The 15,725-nt window shown below is 67.4% G+C and carries 12 protein-coding genes; 7 read left to right on the top strand and 5 right to left on the bottom strand.

The features are described from left to right. Window positions 1-149 precede the first annotated feature (149 nt). Window positions 150-353, bottom strand: a complete 204-nt coding sequence (locus B1818_RS09460) for a cold-shock protein (RefSeq protein ID WP_058252822.1) — start codon at window positions 351-353, stop codon at window positions 150-152. A gap of 217 nt (window positions 354-570) precedes the next feature. Here B1818_RS09460 and B1818_RS09465 point away from each other — a divergent pair, with 217 nt between their 5' ends. After that, complete coding sequence (locus tag B1818_RS09465) at window positions 571-4,002, top strand: serine/threonine-protein kinase (protein ID WP_078112568.1); 3,432 nt, start codon at window positions 571-573, stop codon at window positions 4,000-4,002. A 116-nt stretch (window positions 4,003-4,118) separates the two neighbouring features. Further along, window positions 4,119-4,952 (top strand): aldo/keto reductase, encoded by an 834-nt coding sequence (locus tag B1818_RS09470; RefSeq protein WP_058252820.1) that lies wholly within the window; start codon window positions 4,119-4,121, stop codon window positions 4,950-4,952. Window positions 4,953-5,354: 402 nt separating this feature from the next. On the opposite strand, the gene B1818_RS09475 is transcribed toward B1818_RS09470, so the two are convergent. The 4 genes from B1818_RS09475 to B1818_RS09490 form a co-directional block, all read right to left on the bottom strand. Further along, window positions 5,355-6,149, bottom strand: a complete 795-nt coding sequence (locus B1818_RS09475; RefSeq protein ID WP_078112569.1) for a class I SAM-dependent methyltransferase — start codon at window positions 6,147-6,149, stop codon at window positions 5,355-5,357. Between the two features lie 93 nt (window positions 6,150-6,242). Beyond that, on the bottom strand, window positions 6,243-7,643 hold the full coding sequence (gene xylB / locus B1818_RS09480) for a xylulokinase (protein WP_058252818.1): 1,401 nt from the start codon (window positions 7,641-7,643) through the stop codon (window positions 6,243-6,245). Further along, a complete protein-coding gene (locus tag B1818_RS09485; RefSeq protein ID WP_058252817.1) occupies window positions 7,640-9,115 on the bottom strand; it encodes a mannitol dehydrogenase family protein in 1,476 nt (491 codons plus the stop codon). Before B1818_RS09485 ends, xylB begins: the two co-directional genes overlap by 4 nt. After that, entirely contained in the window at window positions 9,112-10,167 is a 1,056-nt protein-coding gene (locus B1818_RS09490) for an NAD(P)-dependent alcohol dehydrogenase (RefSeq protein ID WP_058252816.1), read from the bottom strand. The genes B1818_RS09485 and B1818_RS09490 overlap by 4 nt, the downstream gene beginning before the upstream one ends. 150 nt (window positions 10,168-10,317) lie before the next feature. On the opposite strand from B1818_RS09490, the gene B1818_RS09495 reads away from it, so the two are divergent. The 5 genes from B1818_RS09495 to B1818_RS09515 are packed head-to-tail and all read left to right on the top strand — an operon-like array spanning window position 10,318 to window position 15,718. Continuing rightward, the gene (locus B1818_RS09495) at window positions 10,318-11,358 is read left to right on the top strand and encodes a sugar-binding transcriptional regulator (protein ID WP_058252815.1); all 1,041 of its coding nucleotides are present in this window, start codon (window positions 10,318-10,320) and stop codon (window positions 11,356-11,358) included. Next, window positions 11,355-12,713: a sugar ABC transporter substrate-binding protein gene (locus B1818_RS09500; RefSeq protein ID WP_058252814.1), complete on the top strand. Its 1,359-nt coding sequence runs from the start codon at window positions 11,355-11,357 to the stop codon at window positions 12,711-12,713. The genes B1818_RS09495 and B1818_RS09500 overlap by 4 nt, the downstream gene beginning before the upstream one ends. A 2-nt stretch (window positions 12,714-12,715) precedes the next feature. Continuing rightward, entirely contained in the window at window positions 12,716-13,669 is a 954-nt protein-coding gene (locus tag B1818_RS09505; protein ID WP_058252870.1) for a carbohydrate ABC transporter permease, read from the top strand. Next, window positions 13,669-14,556: a carbohydrate ABC transporter permease gene (locus tag B1818_RS09510; RefSeq protein WP_078112570.1), complete on the top strand. Its 888-nt coding sequence runs from the start codon at window positions 13,669-13,671 to the stop codon at window positions 14,554-14,556. The genes B1818_RS09505 and B1818_RS09510 overlap by 1 nt, the downstream gene beginning before the upstream one ends. A 55-nt stretch (window positions 14,557-14,611) precedes the next feature. After that, window positions 14,612-15,718, top strand: coding sequence for an ABC transporter ATP-binding protein (locus B1818_RS09515; RefSeq protein ID WP_078112571.1), 1,107 nt, complete (start codon window positions 14,612-14,614; stop codon window positions 15,716-15,718). Window positions 15,719-15,725 lie beyond the last annotated feature (7 nt).

A 15,725-nucleotide genomic window follows, 5' to 3' on the forward strand; every position in this document is an offset into this window, starting at 1 on the left:
CCGAGGGGGGTGGTTTTCGTCAGGACGACCGACGCGCCGCGAAGACTTTCGTGTGTAACCGGTCCGGCCAGATGATGTTCGGTCCGGAGACGACGAAACGCCCCATCCGACCGACTGGCCGTCCGGGGCGTTTCGCGAAAGTCAGGAGCTCAGAGCGCGCTGACGTTGGTAGCCTGGGGGCCCTTGGCACCCTGCTCGACGTCGAATTCGACGCGCTGGTTCTCTTCGAGGTTGCGGAAGCCGCTACCTTGAATCGAGGAGTAGTGGACGAAGACATCTGCGCCCTGGTCGTCGGGAGCGATGAAGCCGAAGCCCTTTTCGCCGTTGAACCACTTGACGGTTCCCTGTGCCATACTGCTGTACTTCTTTCTTCAGTGTGCGCAACCACCAAGACCGATGGCCGCCCGTCAACTCTGTCACAGATGAGGACCGTTGGGAAACGCAGGGCGCAATCGGTGTGGGCGGTCCGCTGCGCGGGTACCCCGTTCGAGAACGAAACCCGGGTGTTCGGGGTCTGCGTGAGTAGGCTGGACAGGGCACCACGCGATCGACCTGCGATCGAGGCACGTCATGGCCGAGAACGATCCGCTGACCACACAACGCGATGCCGTCCGCGACGTCGCCGGTGAACTGGTGGAAGCAGGTTTCGCCGATCCGGTCGAGATCGGTCGTGGTGGCTACGGTGCCGTATATCGCTGTCGCCAACCCGCATTGGACCGCGATGTCGCGGTCAAGGTGCTGACCGACCACCTCGACGCCCAGAACCTCGAGCGGTTCGTGCGTGAGCAGCGTGCGATGGGGCGACTCTCCGGGCACCCGAACATCGTCAACATCCTCGAGGTCGGGTCCACGCCCGAGGGCTTTCCGTTCATCGTGATGCAATACCACCCCCACGCGTCGTTGGACCTGCGCATCCGCAGGGACGGTCCGCTCGACTGGCGCGATGTGCTCCGGCTCGGCATCAAGGTGGCCGGTGCGCTCGAGACGGCCCACCGGGCGGGCACCCTGCACCGCGACATCAAGCCGGGGAACATCCTGCTCACCGAATACGGCGAACCCCAGTTGACCGACTTCGGCATCGCCCGGATCTCCGGCGGCTTCGAGACCGACGCCGATCTGGTCACCGGTTCGCCCGCCTTCACCGCGCCCGAGCTCCTCGCCGGTGCGACGCCATCGGTGACCTCCGACGTCTATGGGCTGGGCGCGACCCTGTTCTGTGCGCTGACCGGCCACGCGGCGTTCGAGAGGCGCAGCGGGGAGCAAGTGGTCGCGCACTTCCTCCGCGTCGCGAGCGAAGGAGTTCCCGATCTCACGTCGGCCGGATTCCCCGCGGAGGTGTCCGGCTGCATCGAACATGCGATGGCGCGCGAACCCGCGGACCGCTCCGGGTCGGCGGCAGGGCTGGGCGAGGAACTGCGGAACGCGCAGCGGCGGCTCGGGGTGCCACTCGACGGGATGGCACTGCCGGACGGGTCCTCGGAGCCTGCCACCTCGACGACGCCGCGGCGGCGGCGGACGACGATGACGCTGCCCATGCCGTCGACGAAGTTCCGCCCACCCATCCGGCCTCGGGCGCAGGTCACCAGGACCCGACTCCTGAAGACACTGCGCGACGGGAAGCTGCGCCGTCTCACGCTCATCCACGCACCCACCGGCTACGGGAAGACCACGGTCGCGGCCCAGTGGGCCGAGGAGCTCGCCGTCGACGGCGTACCGGTGGCGTGGCTGACGGTCGACGACACCGACAACGACGTCGCACGGTTTCTCGCCGACCTCGTCGAGGCACTGCGCCGGGCGGCCCCGGACGCCGTCGGCGACTGCGCCGCGGCGGTCGAGGAGCACGGCGATCGCGCCGAGGAGTACGTGCTGACATCGTTGATCAACGAGGTCCACGCGCACGGCCGGCGCATCGCGCTCATCGTCGACGACTGGCACCGGGTGACGGACCCGACGGTCATCGGGGTGATGGACTATCTGCTCGAACACGGTTGCCACCACCTGCAGGTGATCGTGACCAGCCGAACCCGGCGAGGCCTCCCGGTCAGTCGTCTGCACGTCCACGACGAGATCATCGAGATCGACATGGAAGCACTGTGTTTCGACGAGGCGGAAGCCGGGCGGTTCCTCCTTGATGTCGCCGGTCTGGACCTGCGGGGCGACGAGGTCGCCGAACTGTGGTCATCGACCGACGGTTGGGTCGCGGCGCTGCAACTGGCATGCGTGTCGCTGCGCCGATCCGGGCATCCCGGCGAGCTGATCGGCGACATCTCCGGTCGCCACCATGCCATCGGTGACTTCCTCGCCGAGAACGTCCTGGGCGTGCTGGAACCGGAGGTCCTGCATTTCCTGCTCACCGTCTCGCTGCCGGAACGGATCTGCGCCGATCTCGCGACCACGCTGAGCGGCGAGGCGCGCGGACAGGCCATGCTCGAGGAGATCGAGCTCCGTGACCTGTTCCTCACCCGGGTCGATCAGGCCGGGGAGTGGTTCCGGTTCCACTCCCTGTTCGCCGAGTTCCTCCGGCGCAGGCTGGAACGCGATGAGCCGCAACTCATTCCGCAACTGCACCGCAGAGCGTCGGAGTGGTTCGCGGGGCACGCAATGCTGACCGAGGCGGTCGACCATGCGCTCGCCTCCGGTGACGCGGACCGCGCCATCGAACTCGTCGAAACCGACGGCCGGTCACTCATCGAACACTCGCGAATGACCACCCTGATCACATTGATGGAGAAGTTGCCGCCCGTGACGGTGGCGGCCAACCCGATCCTGCAGATGCAGCTCGCGTGGGCGAACCTTCTCCTGCACCGCGCTGCGCTCGCCGAAGCCTCCCTCGAACGGGCGCGGGTCGCACTCGAGCGACGGGCGAGGTCCGATGCTGCCCTGGGGATTCGGCGTGAGGCCGACATCGCCGAGGCGTGCGTGCGCGCCATCTCCGACCGGCTCGACGGGCTCGACGAACTGGTGGCGCGCCTGGCCGACGACCTCGACGGGTTGTCGCCGTTCCTCGTGTCGGCCATCCACAATGTCGGGACCCTCAGCGCCACCTTGCGATTCGACTTCGACGAGGCTCACCGCTGGCAACAACGCGCGATCCCGGCACACCGACGTAACACCGGTCCGTACGCGGTCATGTACGGTTACGGCCTCGACGGGCTCGCCTACGTCGAGCAGCTCGACCTCGACCGTGCCGAAGCATGTTTCCGTACGGGACTCCGGTTGTCGCGCGAACAGGGTTCGTCGACCCAGTCGCAGGGTGCGCAGCTCGCCAGCGCTCTTCTCGCGGCGGTCCGGTACGAGCGCGGTGATGTGTCCGAGGCCGAACGACTGCTCGACGAGAGCTTCTTCATCGGGGCCGCCGAAGGCGTCGTCGACATGATCGAGGCTCGCCACCTCGTCGGGGCGCGCGTGGCGTTGTGCCACGGTGACCGGGCGGTCGCGGCGTCCTACCTGGACGAAGCCGTGGACATCGCCGAGCGGCTCGACACCCCACGGCTGCGTGCCGTCGCCGAGAACGAGCAGGTGATGAGGCACCTGCCGGCTCGTCGTAGGGTGTCTGCGCGCGTCGATGCCGGCGCCGAGGTGCCGACACGCGGCATCGCGGCGATCGTCGCGCAGCTCCATGCGGAGACCGCGATCCGGTTGATGCTTGACGCCGGCGAGTCCGCCGAAGCCCCTGACGTCGCCTGTCGGTGGGCGCAGGAGTGGGTGGACCGGTTGGCCGGCAGTGGCCGCCACCGGGCGTTTCTGCGGGCGCGACGACTACTGGCGGTGTGTCTCGCTGCGGCCGGTCGGACGCAGGAGGCACGCGCACACACCCTGGCTGTCCTGGCGCAGTGCGCAGCGTCGGGCATGGTTCGGTTTCCGCTGGATGGCGGCGACGAGTTCACCCGGCTCGTCGACGACGTCGCCCGCAGTGTTCGTGCCGGTGACCGTCCCGCTCCGGCAGCGTTGTCGCCGGATTTCCTCGACCGGTTGCTCGGCGACGGTGGCACCCGTTCGTGACCAGGCCGGGAATACCAGGGCGGGCCGGCGGCCTTGAACCACAACGTGGCCCCAGACCGCCCGCCGCGCGGGTGAGGGGCAGGCGTAGACGACCCCTAGAGAGAGGACAAGTGCTCATGGCAGTCCCGAACATCACACTGAACAACGGAATCACCATTCCGCAGTTGGGTTTCGGAGTCTTCCAGGTTCCGCCGGAGGACACGCGTGAAGCAACTCTGACCGCATTCGAGGTCGGATACCGCCACATCGACACCGCGGAGATGTACGGCAACGAGAAGGGCGTCGGCGAAGCGGTCCGCGATTCGGGCATTCCGCGCGACGACATCTTCATCACCAGCAAGCTGAACAACGGCTTCCACGACTACGACGACGCCCTGAAGGCGCTCGACGGAACCCTCGCCGACCTCGGCGTCGAGCAGATCGACCTCTTCCTGATCCACTGGCCACTGCCGGAGGTGGGCGACTACGTCCAGACCTGGAAGGCGCTCGAGAAGGCCTACGCCGACGGAAAGGCGCGCGCGATCGGCGTGTCGAACTTCCAGCAGGCGCATCTACAGCGTCTCTTCGACGAGACCGACGTCGTACCCGCGGTGAACCAGATCGAGGTGCACCCGTATCTGTCGCAGAACCCGTTGCGGGCGTTCAACTCCGAGCACGGCATCGCCACCGAGGCATGGTCCCCGATCGCCCAGGGCAAGGTGGCCGACGACCCGGTCATCACCGAGATCGCCAAGTCCAAGGACCGCTCGCCCGCGCAGGTCACCCTGCGGTGGCACATCCAGCGCGGCGACATCGTCTTCCCGAAGTCGGTGACCCGCTCGCGCGTCGAGGAGAACTTCGCACTGTTCGACTTCGAACTGTCCGACGACGAGGTCGCCCAGATCGACCGCCTCAACAACGACGAGCGCATCGGGCCCGATCCGGACACCTTCAACTACGTGCCGGAGTGACCCCCGCCCCGTTGACTGTGCGTGAGGGTGCAGGCAGCGACCCCTCTTGCTCCCTGAGGAGCGAGCTTGCGACCCCTCTTGCTCCCTGAGGAGCGAGCTTGCGACCCCTCTTGCTCCCTGAGGAGCGAGCTTGCGACCCCTCTTGCTCCCTGAGGAGCGAGCTTGCGACCCCTCTTGCTCCCTGAGGAGCGAGCTTGCGACCCCTCTTGCTCCCTGAGGAGCGAGCTTGCGACCCCTCTTGCTCCCTGAGGAGCGAGCTTGCGAGCGTCACGAAGGGTCCTGGTGAGATGCGCGGCAGACCCTTCGTGACGCGCCCTCCGCAGGCTCCGGGCGCTCCTCAGGGAGCGGGACGGGCCGGTGTGGCTGTGGTTCTTTCGGAACAGGGGTCGGGGTGACCGGAGGTCAGCAAAGGTTCTCTGAGCGAGCAGGTTTAGACAGCGAGGCGCGCAACTGGCTGAACCGGAACAGTGCGGGTTCGCCGACGACGTCGGTGTAGCGGTCGATGACCGCATCGACGAAATCGTCGACTGCACTGTCCGGTAGGCGGCTCGTCCAATCCGACGCCCCGACCGCGAACCAGGCTCGGAAGTCGTCGACCGATTCGAACTGCCAGTTCAGATCCTTCACCGTCAGGTCGTCCACGATGAACCCGGCGTCGGTGGCGAGTTCCCCGAACCGCGATGGTTCCACGTGGACGTAGGGCGCGTCGAAGCCGTCGAAGTAGCGCTTCCGCTCCGGTTGCGCCGCGACCTCCATCCCCACGTCTTCGATACTCGGTCTCTCGGTGGCGCACACCATCTGCAGCACCGCCCGACCGCCGTCGACGAGACTGCGCGCGATTCCTTGCAGCGCCGCCCCTTGGTCGTGCACCCAGTGCAGCGCGTTGAACGACACCGCGATGTCGAAGTCGTCGTCGAAGGGCAGGGCAAGCACGTCGTCGACGTGGAACTGGACGCGCAGCAGGTCCGCCGGGACCCGCACGAGCGCGCGTTCGATCATCCGGCGCGAGGCGTCGACGCCGACGACCGAGCCCGACGGCAGCCGGTCGGCGAGCAGCATCGTGATGAAGCCGTCGCCGCACCCGATGTCCAGCAGGCGTTCGGTCCCGGCGAGTTCGAGGTCGCCGATCGACTCCTCGGCGACCATGCGCTGCAAGGCGCTCACGTCCGCGTACCGGTCACCGTCCCAATCGACCATCGCTCACTCCTCGGTTGTGTACCGACCCCGGGCCATTGTCCCGGCAAGTGCGCACGACCGCCGGACGTTCGGCGTATCCGGGCCGCCGCAGTCCTACCGCCCCGCCTCGCGTTCCACCATGAGCGAGGCCTCCCGGTAGTGCGCGTACACCTCGGGCGTGGGCGTCCCGGTGAGCGTCTGGGTCGATGTCTCCCACGCGGGCAGTTCACCGGTCAGGGCCCACGCGGCCTGTCGCGCCGCACCGAGCGCCACGTGTTCGCCGTCGGCGGGGACGACGACCTTGCCGCCGAACAGACCCGGTGCGATGTGGCGCACCGCAGCCGACTTCGCGCCACCGCCGGTGAGCAGCACGCGCTCGACGTCGATGCCCTGCTGCTCGATCCGTTCGCGGCAGAACACCAGAGACGAGACCAGGCCCTCGACGGCCGCGCGGGCGATCGCGGCCGGGGTGAAGTTGGCCGCGGTCAGCCCCGTCAGCGTGCCGGTCGCGTCAGGGATGTTCGGCGAGCGCTCGCCGGCGAAGTAGGGCACCATCGTGACGCCACCCGCGCCGGGCTCAGCCGACATGGCCAACCGCGCGAACTCGGCCAGGTCCACGCCGAGCATCGACGCGGTCGACGCCAGCACCGGGGCGCCGTTCAGGGTGCAGACCAGCGGCAGGTGACGCCCGGTCGCGTCCGCGAACCCGGCCACCAGACCCGACGGATCATTCGGCGCCACGTCGCCGACGGCGCTGACCACGCCCGACGTGCCCAGGGAGACAACGGAATCCCCGGGGCCGGCGTGCAGTCCCAGTGCGGCTGCGGCGTTGTCGCCCGCGCCGGCGCCCACGACGACGCCGGACGGCGTGACGCCGGCCCGTTCCGCGGGGCCGAGGACCCGGGGCAGAAGCGGTCGACGGCCGCGGAACGCGGCGTCGAGCAGATCGGTTCGGTACTCGCCGGTCGCCGCGCTGAAATAGCCGGTGCCGGAGGCGTCGCTGCGGTCGGTCGTCAGCTCGGCGAGGTCGCGACTGTCGCGCAGTCGCCAGGTCAGCCAATCGTGCGGAAGACAGATCGCAGCCGTGGCGTCGGCGTGCGCCGGTTCGTGGTCGGCCAGCCAGCGGAGTTTGGTCGCGGTGATGGAAGCCACCGGCACCACCCCGACCGAGCGCGCCCACTGCTCGGATCCGCCGAACTCGTCGACGAGAGCAGCAGCGCTCGGTGCGGAACGGGTGTCATTCCACAGCAACGCTTCCCGGACCACCCGGCCATTCCCGTCCAGACAGACCATGCCGTGCTGCTGGCCCGCCACGGACACCGCGGAGACGTCGTCGAAGCCGTCCGCGGCGGCGACCGCAGAGCACAGTGCGTCCCACCAGTGATCCGGGTGCACCTCGGTACCGGCGGGGTGCGGAGCGTGTCCGGTGCGCACCACCTGCCCGGTGTCGGCGTCACAGACGACCACCTTGCATGACTGGGTCGACGAATCGATCCCGGCGACCAGCGTCGTCATGCGAGCAGGTCGATCAGCGTCGCGCGGGCTCCCTTGCTGCGCAACGACTCCAGCGCCGACAGATACGGAGTGGTGAACAGCGGATCCTGCGCGAGGGTACCGAACAACTCGGGGTCGGCGACGAAGGCCAGCGGGTCGGTGCGGGACCGTTGCGCTCGCGGAACGAGTTCGGCCGCAAGCGGGTCGACGACGTCGATCGGTTCCCCTGCCTCGTCGGTGCCCTCAGCGTAGCGGGTCCAGCTCGCCACGACCGCAGCGGCGAGGTCGCTTCGCTGGTCCCGTTCGAGGCGCTCGCGGATCACCGGGACCAGCCACTTCGGGATGCGGTCGGAGGAGTCCTGGCAGAGGCGCGCGATGGTGTCACCGATCGCCGGGTTGGCGAAACGTTCGAGGAGGGTGTCGATGTACTCCTCGACGTCGACGCCGGGAAGTGGACGGAGGGTGGTGGCTCCTTCTTCGGTCATGTAGCGGCGCACAAGGTTCCGAATGTCCGGGTCCGACGACGCGTCGTGGACGTAGCGGTACCCGAGCAGATATCCGAAGTAGCACAGCGCCTGGTGACCGGCGTTGAGCAGTCGCAACTTCATCAGCTCGTACGGGGTGACGTCCTCGACGACCTGGACTCCCACCTGCTCCAGTGCAGGGCGTCCCATCGAGAAGTCGTCCTCGAGCACCCACTGCGTGAAGGGCTCGGCGACCACCGGCCAGTTGTCGTCGACACCGGTGCGATCAGCGACCTCGGCGGCCAGTCCGGGCGGGGTCGCGGGGGTGATGCGGTCCACCATCGAGTTCGGGAACCGGGTGTTGGTCTCGATCCACGCGGCCAGTTCCGGATCGCGTAGCTGCGCATAGGCGAGGAAGGTCGATCGTGCCATGTGGCCGTTGCCCTGGATGTTGTCGCACGACATGACCGTGAACGACGGGACACCGCGGTCCCGGCGCCGCGCGAGTGCCTCGGTCACCAGTCCGAAGACGGTGCGCGGCGGCGCACTGGCCTCGAGGTCGGCGACGATGTCCGGGTTCGTGGCGTCGAACTCGCCGGTCGACGGTGAGAAGTTGTAGCCGCCCTCGGTCACCGTCAGCGAGACGATGCGTGTCGCCGGGTCGCTGAGCCGCTCGATTACTTTCTCAGGATCGTCTGGAGCGTAGAGGTATTCGACGATCGATCCGATCACCGAGGTCTCGACGGCGCCGTCGGGGTGTTTGAGGGTGAGTGTGAACAGTCCGTCCTGCGGCCCCAGGGCGTCGCGCATCGCGGCGTCGGCCGTACGGACGCCGACCCCGCAGATGCCCCACCCGCTCGCCGACGCGTCGGTGGCGAGGAGATGGTCGAGGTACATAGCCTGGTGTGCACGGTGGAACGCGCCCACACCGAAGTGCACGATCCCGGGGGTGACGCCCGAACGGTCGTAGGTCGGGACGTCCACGCCGGCGAGGCCCGACATCGTCTCGTTGTTCAGGGGTGTGCTCATCGACGAGTTCCTTCCGTCTCGTTCGGGGCGGTATCGGCGGGCCCGGGCAGGTATCTAGAAATAGACGGGTAGACCACAGCTTTGATGGTGCCGGGTGTGCGATCGGAGTCGAGCGCGTCGGCGAGTTGGTCGAGTCCGAACCGGGCGGTGACCATCGCATCGAGGTCGACGGCGCCGCTCCGGACCAGCGCGAGAGCCGTCGGCCAGGTGTTGGCATAGCGGAACACCCCGGTCAGCACCAGTTCGCGGTTCTGAATGAGCGACACCGGCAGTTCCATCGAGTCGGCGCCCATCCCGACGAGGACGACGCGCCCGCCGGGACGCACCCGGGCCAGTCCATCCCGGACCGCACCCGCGACACCGCTGGCATCGACGAAGGCATCGACGGGTTCGCTCCCGGTTCCGGGCTCGATCACCGTGGTGGCACCGAATTCGATTGCGCGAGAACGTCGCTGCTCATCGGGCTCACTGACGACGATGCGCGCGAGACCGGACGCCCGGGCGACCTGCGCCACCATCAGGCCGATCGGACCCGCGCCGGCGATCAGGACCGAGCCGCCCACCGACACCTCGGCTTTGCGCATCGCGGCGATGCCCACGGAGAGCGGCTCGAACAAGGCGGCGGCCTCGTCGGAGACCTCGGGTGGCACGGGATGCGCGAAATCGGCTCCGATGGTCACGAACTCGGCGAAGGCGCCGTCCACCGGAGGCGTCGCGTAGAACCGCATGTGTGGGCACAGGTGGTAGTCACCGCGTCTGCTCTCCGCTGTGGTCGGGTCGGGACGCTGCGGTTCGATGGACACCCGCTCGCCGACCCGGCCCGGGTCCACCCCTTCCCCGACGGCGACGACGACCCCGGCCGCCTCGTGACCGAGGACGAGCGGTTCGCGGACCACGTACTCGCCGATCCGTCCGTGCCGGAAGTAGTGGGTGTCGGACCCGCAGACCCCCACCGCGCGTACGGCCACCGTGACGTCACCGGGCTCCGGGTGCGGAGACCTGCGACTTTCGGTGGTCACCGAGAGATCGGGATGCAGGACGGCGGCGCGCATGGCGTCGGGAACGTCCGCTATGGGGCGATCGGTTGTTGCGTGGGTCACACCCGGATGCTAGCTTATTGAGCACATTGACCGCCAGTGAGCAGATGCTCACCGTCGTTGGCTCAACGGGCGACGGCGACGACAGGGACGGGGCACGCGACCATGGCACCTCGGAAGTCGACGAGCGACGACGGCGAGCCGTCCGTCTCGACAGTCCGCGCGGCCTCGCGCGGAACTCCCGACTCCGGCCAGGACCTGCGTCTTCTCGTCCGCGCCGCGACGATGTACCACCTCGAGGGGCTCACCCAGGCCGAGATCGCATCACGCCTGGGCGTTTCGCGGCCGACCGCCGGTCGGCTGGTGGCGCGAGCCCGGGCGCAAGGCCTCGTCCGCGTGTCCGTGGCTGCGCCGGCGCACCTCTCGGCCTCGATCCACACCGATCTCGAGCGCGCGGTGGAGGAGACCCTCGGTCTCGACGAGGTGCTCGTCATCGACGAGGTGGCCGACGGCACCACCACCGGCAACGCCGCGCTCGGCCGCGCCGGGGCCTCGGTGCTCACCCGCCGCATCCAGGCGACCGACACCTTCGGATTCACCTGGGGGCCGGAGCAGGTGGCTGTCGCCGACGCCATGGCCGCATCGGCGTCATGTCAGCGGGTCGTGCAGATGGACGGCTCGATGACCTCGGTGGAGTACCACACCGGCGTCGACCATGCACTGTCCCGGTTCTCCGAACGTCTTCATGCCCGTCCGCTGCGGCTGGTCGCACCGCTCTATGTCGACCCGGAGACGGTCACCGCCGTGAACCGTGATTCGATTCTGTCGCAGGCGCTCTCGGCGGCGCGCGGTGCGCAGGTGATGCTCTTCGGCGTCGGGTCGGTGTCGACGTCGACCACATTGTTCGAGGGCTCGTTCATCGATGCCGTCGTCCTCGACGAACTCCTGGAACTCGGCGCGGTCGGAGAGATCGGCGGACGCTTCTACGACGCGCACGGCGTCGCGGTGCCCTCCAGTCTCGTCGATCGGACCGTCTCGGTGTCGCTCGACGCGGTCCGGGCCTGCCCGACATCGATCCTCGTGTCCGGTGGCACACACCGTCGCGAGTCCATCCTCGGTGCACTGCGCGGTGGCTACGCCACCATTCTCGTCACCGACCTCGCCACCGCCGAATGGCTTGTGGTGCAAGAGAAAGGCGAACAATGATGTTCTCCCGACACCGAGTGCGATGGGCGCTGGGTGCGATCATCGCGACCGTGACGCTGGTGCTGACCGGCTGCTCCGGCGCCGGTTCACTCACCGGCGGCGGTGGTCGCGAGATCACCGTCGCGATGGTCTCCAACTCGCAGATGCAGGACGCGGTCAAGCTGTCCACGCAGTTCGAGGAGCAGAATCCCGGCGTCACGGTGCGATTCGTGACCCTCTCCGAGAACGAGGCGCGGGCCAAGATCACCGCATCGGTGGCCACCAGCGGCGGTGAGTTCGACGTCGTGATGATCAGCAACTACGAGACCCCGATGTGGGGCGAGTACGGCTGGCTCGTGAATCTGAGCCCGTACATGGATGCGGATCCCGAGTACGACGCCGACGACTTCATCCCGACGCTGAAAACGGCTCTGTCTCACGATGGTTCGATGTACTCGGCGCCCTTCTACGGCGAGTCGTCGTTCCTGATGTACAACAAGAAGCTCTTCGCCGAGGCGGGGGTGTCGTTGCCGGCCCAACCGACGTGGCCACAGGTCGCGGAGGCGGCGGCCAAGCTCGACAACGAGCGCACCGCGGGCATCTGCTTGCGCGGCAAGCCCGGCTGGGGTGAGGTGCTCGCCCCACTCAACACGGTGATCAACGCCTTCGGCGGCCGCTGGTACGACGAGGACTGGAACGCGCAGCTCGACAGTCCGGAGGTCGCCGCGGCGGTGAAGTTCTACGTCGACACCGTCCGGAACCACGGCGAGGCCGGTGCCGCGTCGTCGGGCTTCCAGGAGTGCGGAAACCTGTTGTCGCAGGGCCAGGTCGCGATGTGGTACGACGCGACCTCGGCGGTGTCGGTGCTCGAGAGCCCGGACACCTCGTCGATCGCCGGGGACGTCGGCTACCTGCCGGCGCCCAGTATGGCCAAGGGAGACAACGGCTGGCTCTACACCTGGTCGCTCGGCATCCCCACCAGCAGCGAGCACCAGGACGAGGCGTGGAAGTTCATCCGGTGGATGACCAGCAAGAGCTACATCGAGTACGTCTCGGAGTCCCTGGGGCCCAGTCACGTCCCACCGGGCAGCCGCCTGTCCACGTATGAACTGCCGGCCTACAAGGAACTCGCCGCGCCGTTCGCCGAGCAGACACTGAGCGCGATGCGCGCAGCGAACCAGTTGAAGCCGACCCTCGAGCCGGTGCCCTACACCGGCGTCCAGTTCCTCGCGATCCCGGAGTTCCAAGACCTCGGAACCCGGGTGAGTCAACAGATCTCGGCAGCCATCGCCGGTCAGATCAGTGTCGACGACGCGCTCGCCCAGGCACAGGAGTACGCCCAGGTCGTCGGCAAGTCCTACCAAAGGGAGCAGTGATCATGGCCACCGCAGTCTCCACTCCACCACCCGACACGACCCCGAAGGCACCGCTGACGTCCTCGCGTGATCACGTCACGCGCGCCGAGGGCTGGCGGCGTCGCGGCCCGCTCCTGCCGGCCCTGATCTTCTTGATCGTGGTCACGCAGATCCCGTTCGTGTTCACGCTGTACTACTCCACCCAGTCATGGAACCTGGTACGTCCGGATTCGCGTGCGTTCGTCGGTCTCGACAACTATGTCGCGGTCTTCGGCGACAGTCAGTTCTGGCGGGTGACGGTCAACACGATCCTGCTGATCGTCGGCACGGTGCTCATCTCGGTGCTCCTCGGTCTGATGTTCGCCCTTCTGCTCGACCGGAAGTTTCTGGGCCGGGGCGTGGTTCGGACACTGCTCATCACGCCGTTCCTGGTGACCCCGGTGGCGGCTGCGCTGCTGTGGAAGACGAGCTTGCTCTCGCCGACCAACGGACTCGTCAACTGGGCGCTGAGTCCGTTCGGTATCGAGACCGACTGGCTGTCGGAGTTCCCGCTGATGAGCGTGATGGCCGAATTGGTCTGGCAGTGGACGCCGTTCATGATGCTGCTGATCCTCGCGGGCCTGCAATCGATGCCCCGTGACATCCAGGAAGCGGCACGCGTCGACGGCGCCACGAGCTTCCGGCTCTTCCGGGAACTCACACTCCCGCATCTGCGCCGGTTCATCGAACTGGGTGCGGTGCTCGGGGCCATCTACCTGGTGAACACCTTCGACGCGGTGTACATGATGACCTCCGGTGGTCCGGGTGTCTCCAGTTCGAATCTGTCGTACTACATCTACCAGCGCGCGTTCCTCGGCTTCGACATCGGCCAGGCCGCTGCGATGGGTGTCGTGACGGTGATCGGCACGATCGTCGTCGCCACGCTCGCCCTGCGACTGATCTTCAAATCATTCTCCGGAACAGAGGAGCCGGCCTGATGACCACCGACATTCGCTCCGACCGCACGCCGGCCGGGGAGGCAGACGCGCAGTCCGGCACCGAGATCCGCCGTCGTCGACAACCGCGCCAGGCAGCCCTCACCGCCGTCACCTGGATCCTCGCGATCGGGTTCTTCTTCCCGGTGCTCTGGATGGTGCTGACGGCGTTCAAGCAGGAGAGCGACGCCGCGACGAACCCGCCGACCTTCTTCTTCGAGCCCACGCTGCAGCAGTTCCGCGACGTCTTCGACGCGGGAATCGCCACACCCCTGTTGAATTCCTTGTTCGCGACGATCGTGTCGACGATCCTGGTGCTGTTGCTCGGCGTGCCGGCTGCGTTCGCGCTGTCGCTGCGCCCGGTACGCAAGACCAAGGATGCGCTGTTCTTCTTCATCAGCACCAAGATGCTGCCGATCGTCGCCGCAATCATCCCGCTCTATGTGATCGTCGGCGAGATCGGGATGCTCGACAACATCTGGACGCTGGTCATCCTCTACACCGCGATGAACCTACCGATAGCGGTGTGGATGATGCGGTCGTTCTTCCTCGAGGTCCCCGGCGAACTCCTCGAGGCCGCCAGCATCGACGGCGCCAGTCTGTGGACCTCGGTGCGTGAAGTCATCCTCCCGCTCATCTCGCCGGGAATCGCAGCGACAGCACTGATCTGCGTGATCTTCTCGTGGAACGAGTTCTTCTTCGCCGTCAACATGACCGCGGTCAACGCGCAGACGATGCCGGTGTTCCTGACCGGTTTCATGTCCGGCCAGGGCCTGTACTGGGCGCAGCTGTCCGCCGCATCCGTGCTCGCCGCGCTGCCGGTCGTCATCTGCGGCTGGATCGCCCAGAACAAGCTCGTCCGCGGCCTCTCATTCGGCGCAATCAAGTGATCCACTCCCTCTGACACGCACTCGCACAACACCTTTGTAGAAACCGGAGAACATCATGGCTTCCATCACCTACGACAAGGCCTGCTGCGTCTACCCCGGCGCGGACAAACTCGCCGTCGACTCACTGAACCTGGACATCGACGACGGTGAGTTCGTGGTCCTCGTCGGACCGTCGGGCTCGGGCAAGTCCACCGCCCTGCGCATGCTCGCCGGGCTCGAAGAGATCGACTCGGGTCAGATCCGGATCGGTGGCGACAACATGGTCGGCGTCGCGCCCAAGGACCGCGACATCGCGATGGTCTTCCAGAACTACGCGCTGTACCCCAACAAGACCGTCGGGGAGAACATGGGTTTCGCGTTGAAGATGCGGGGCGTGCCCGCCGACGAGCGCAAGCGCAAGGTCGCCGAGGCCGCGCGGTTGCTCGACCTGACCGACTTCCTCGACCGCAAGCCGGCGAAGCTGTCGGGTGGCCAGCGGCAGCGTGTCGCCATGGGGCGAGCCATCGTTCGCGAACCGCAGGTCTTCTGCATGGACGAACCGCTGTCGAACCTCGACGCCAAACTCCGCGTCCAGACCCGTACCCAGATCGCGGCCCTGCAGCGGCGTCTGGGCACCACGACCGTCTACGTCACCCACGACCAGGTCGAGGCGATGACGATGGGGGATCGTGTCGCTGTCCTGAAAAACGGGGTGCTGCAGCAGTTCTCCACGCCGACGGAACTGTACGACCGCCCGGTCAACGCATTCGTCGCCGGGTTCATCGGCTCGCCGGGGATGAACCTCTTCGTGGCGCCGGTCGTCGACGGCGTGATCACCGTGTCAGGTGCTGCCGTGGACATCGACGCCGAAGCGCAGGCCGCGCTGCGTCGTTCCGGTCTGGAGTCCGTGGTCGTGGGCATCCGTCCGGAGCACCTCGCGTTGTCCGACAGTGGCACCGGACTCAACGCCGACGTCGCTCTCCTCGAGGAACTCGGTAGCGAGACCTACATCTACGCCAACCTCGCCGACGACTCGGTCCGCAACCTCGACGGCGATCCGATGGTGATGGTCGCGCGGTCTGCCGACCGGGCCCCGGCCAAGCGCGGTGAGGGTATCCGCCTGCGCCAGTCCGACAGTGCGGTGCACCTCTTCGACCCGTCCACCGGAGACCGGATCAACTGATCGACCC

Source organism: Gordonia sp. IITR100 (assembly GCF_002009645.1).
In the GTDB taxonomy this organism is placed as follows: Bacteria; Actinomycetota; Actinomycetes; order Mycobacteriales; family Mycobacteriaceae; genus Gordonia; species Gordonia hongkongensis.

Bases quoted from the DNA above. Each gene is read 5' to 3' on its own strand.
- B1818_RS09460 (WP_058252822.1), bottom strand. From the start codon at position 353: ATGGCACAGGGAACCGTCAAGTGGTTCAACGGCGAAAAGGGCTTCGGC.
- B1818_RS09485 (WP_058252817.1), bottom strand. From the start codon at position 9,115: ATGAGCACACCCCTGAACAACGAGACGATGTCGGGCCTCGCCGGCGTG.
- B1818_RS09475 (WP_078112569.1), bottom strand. From the start codon at position 6,149: ATGGTCGATTGGGACGGTGACCGGTACGCGGACGTGAGCGCCTTGCAG.
- B1818_RS09505 (WP_058252870.1), top strand. From the start codon at position 12,716: ATGGCCACCGCAGTCTCCACTCCACCACCCGACACGACCCCGAAGGCA.
- B1818_RS09490 (WP_058252816.1), bottom strand. From the start codon at position 10,167: ATGCGCGCCGCCGTCCTGCATCCCGATCTCTCGGTGACCACCGAAAGT.
- B1818_RS09495 (WP_058252815.1), top strand. From the start codon at position 10,318: ATGGCACCTCGGAAGTCGACGAGCGACGACGGCGAGCCGTCCGTCTCG.
- B1818_RS09470 (WP_058252820.1), top strand. From the start codon at position 4,119: ATGGCAGTCCCGAACATCACACTGAACAACGGAATCACCATTCCGCAG.
- B1818_RS09500 (WP_058252814.1), top strand. From the start codon at position 11,355: ATGATGTTCTCCCGACACCGAGTGCGATGGGCGCTGGGTGCGATCATC.
- B1818_RS09510 (WP_078112570.1), top strand. From the start codon at position 13,669: ATGACCACCGACATTCGCTCCGACCGCACGCCGGCCGGGGAGGCAGAC.
- B1818_RS09515 (WP_078112571.1), top strand. From the start codon at position 14,612: ATGGCTTCCATCACCTACGACAAGGCCTGCTGCGTCTACCCCGGCGCG.
- B1818_RS09465 (WP_078112568.1), top strand. From the start codon at position 571: ATGGCCGAGAACGATCCGCTGACCACACAACGCGATGCCGTCCGCGAC.
- xylB (WP_058252818.1), bottom strand. From the start codon at position 7,643: ATGACGACGCTGGTCGCCGGGATCGATTCGTCGACCCAGTCATGCAAG.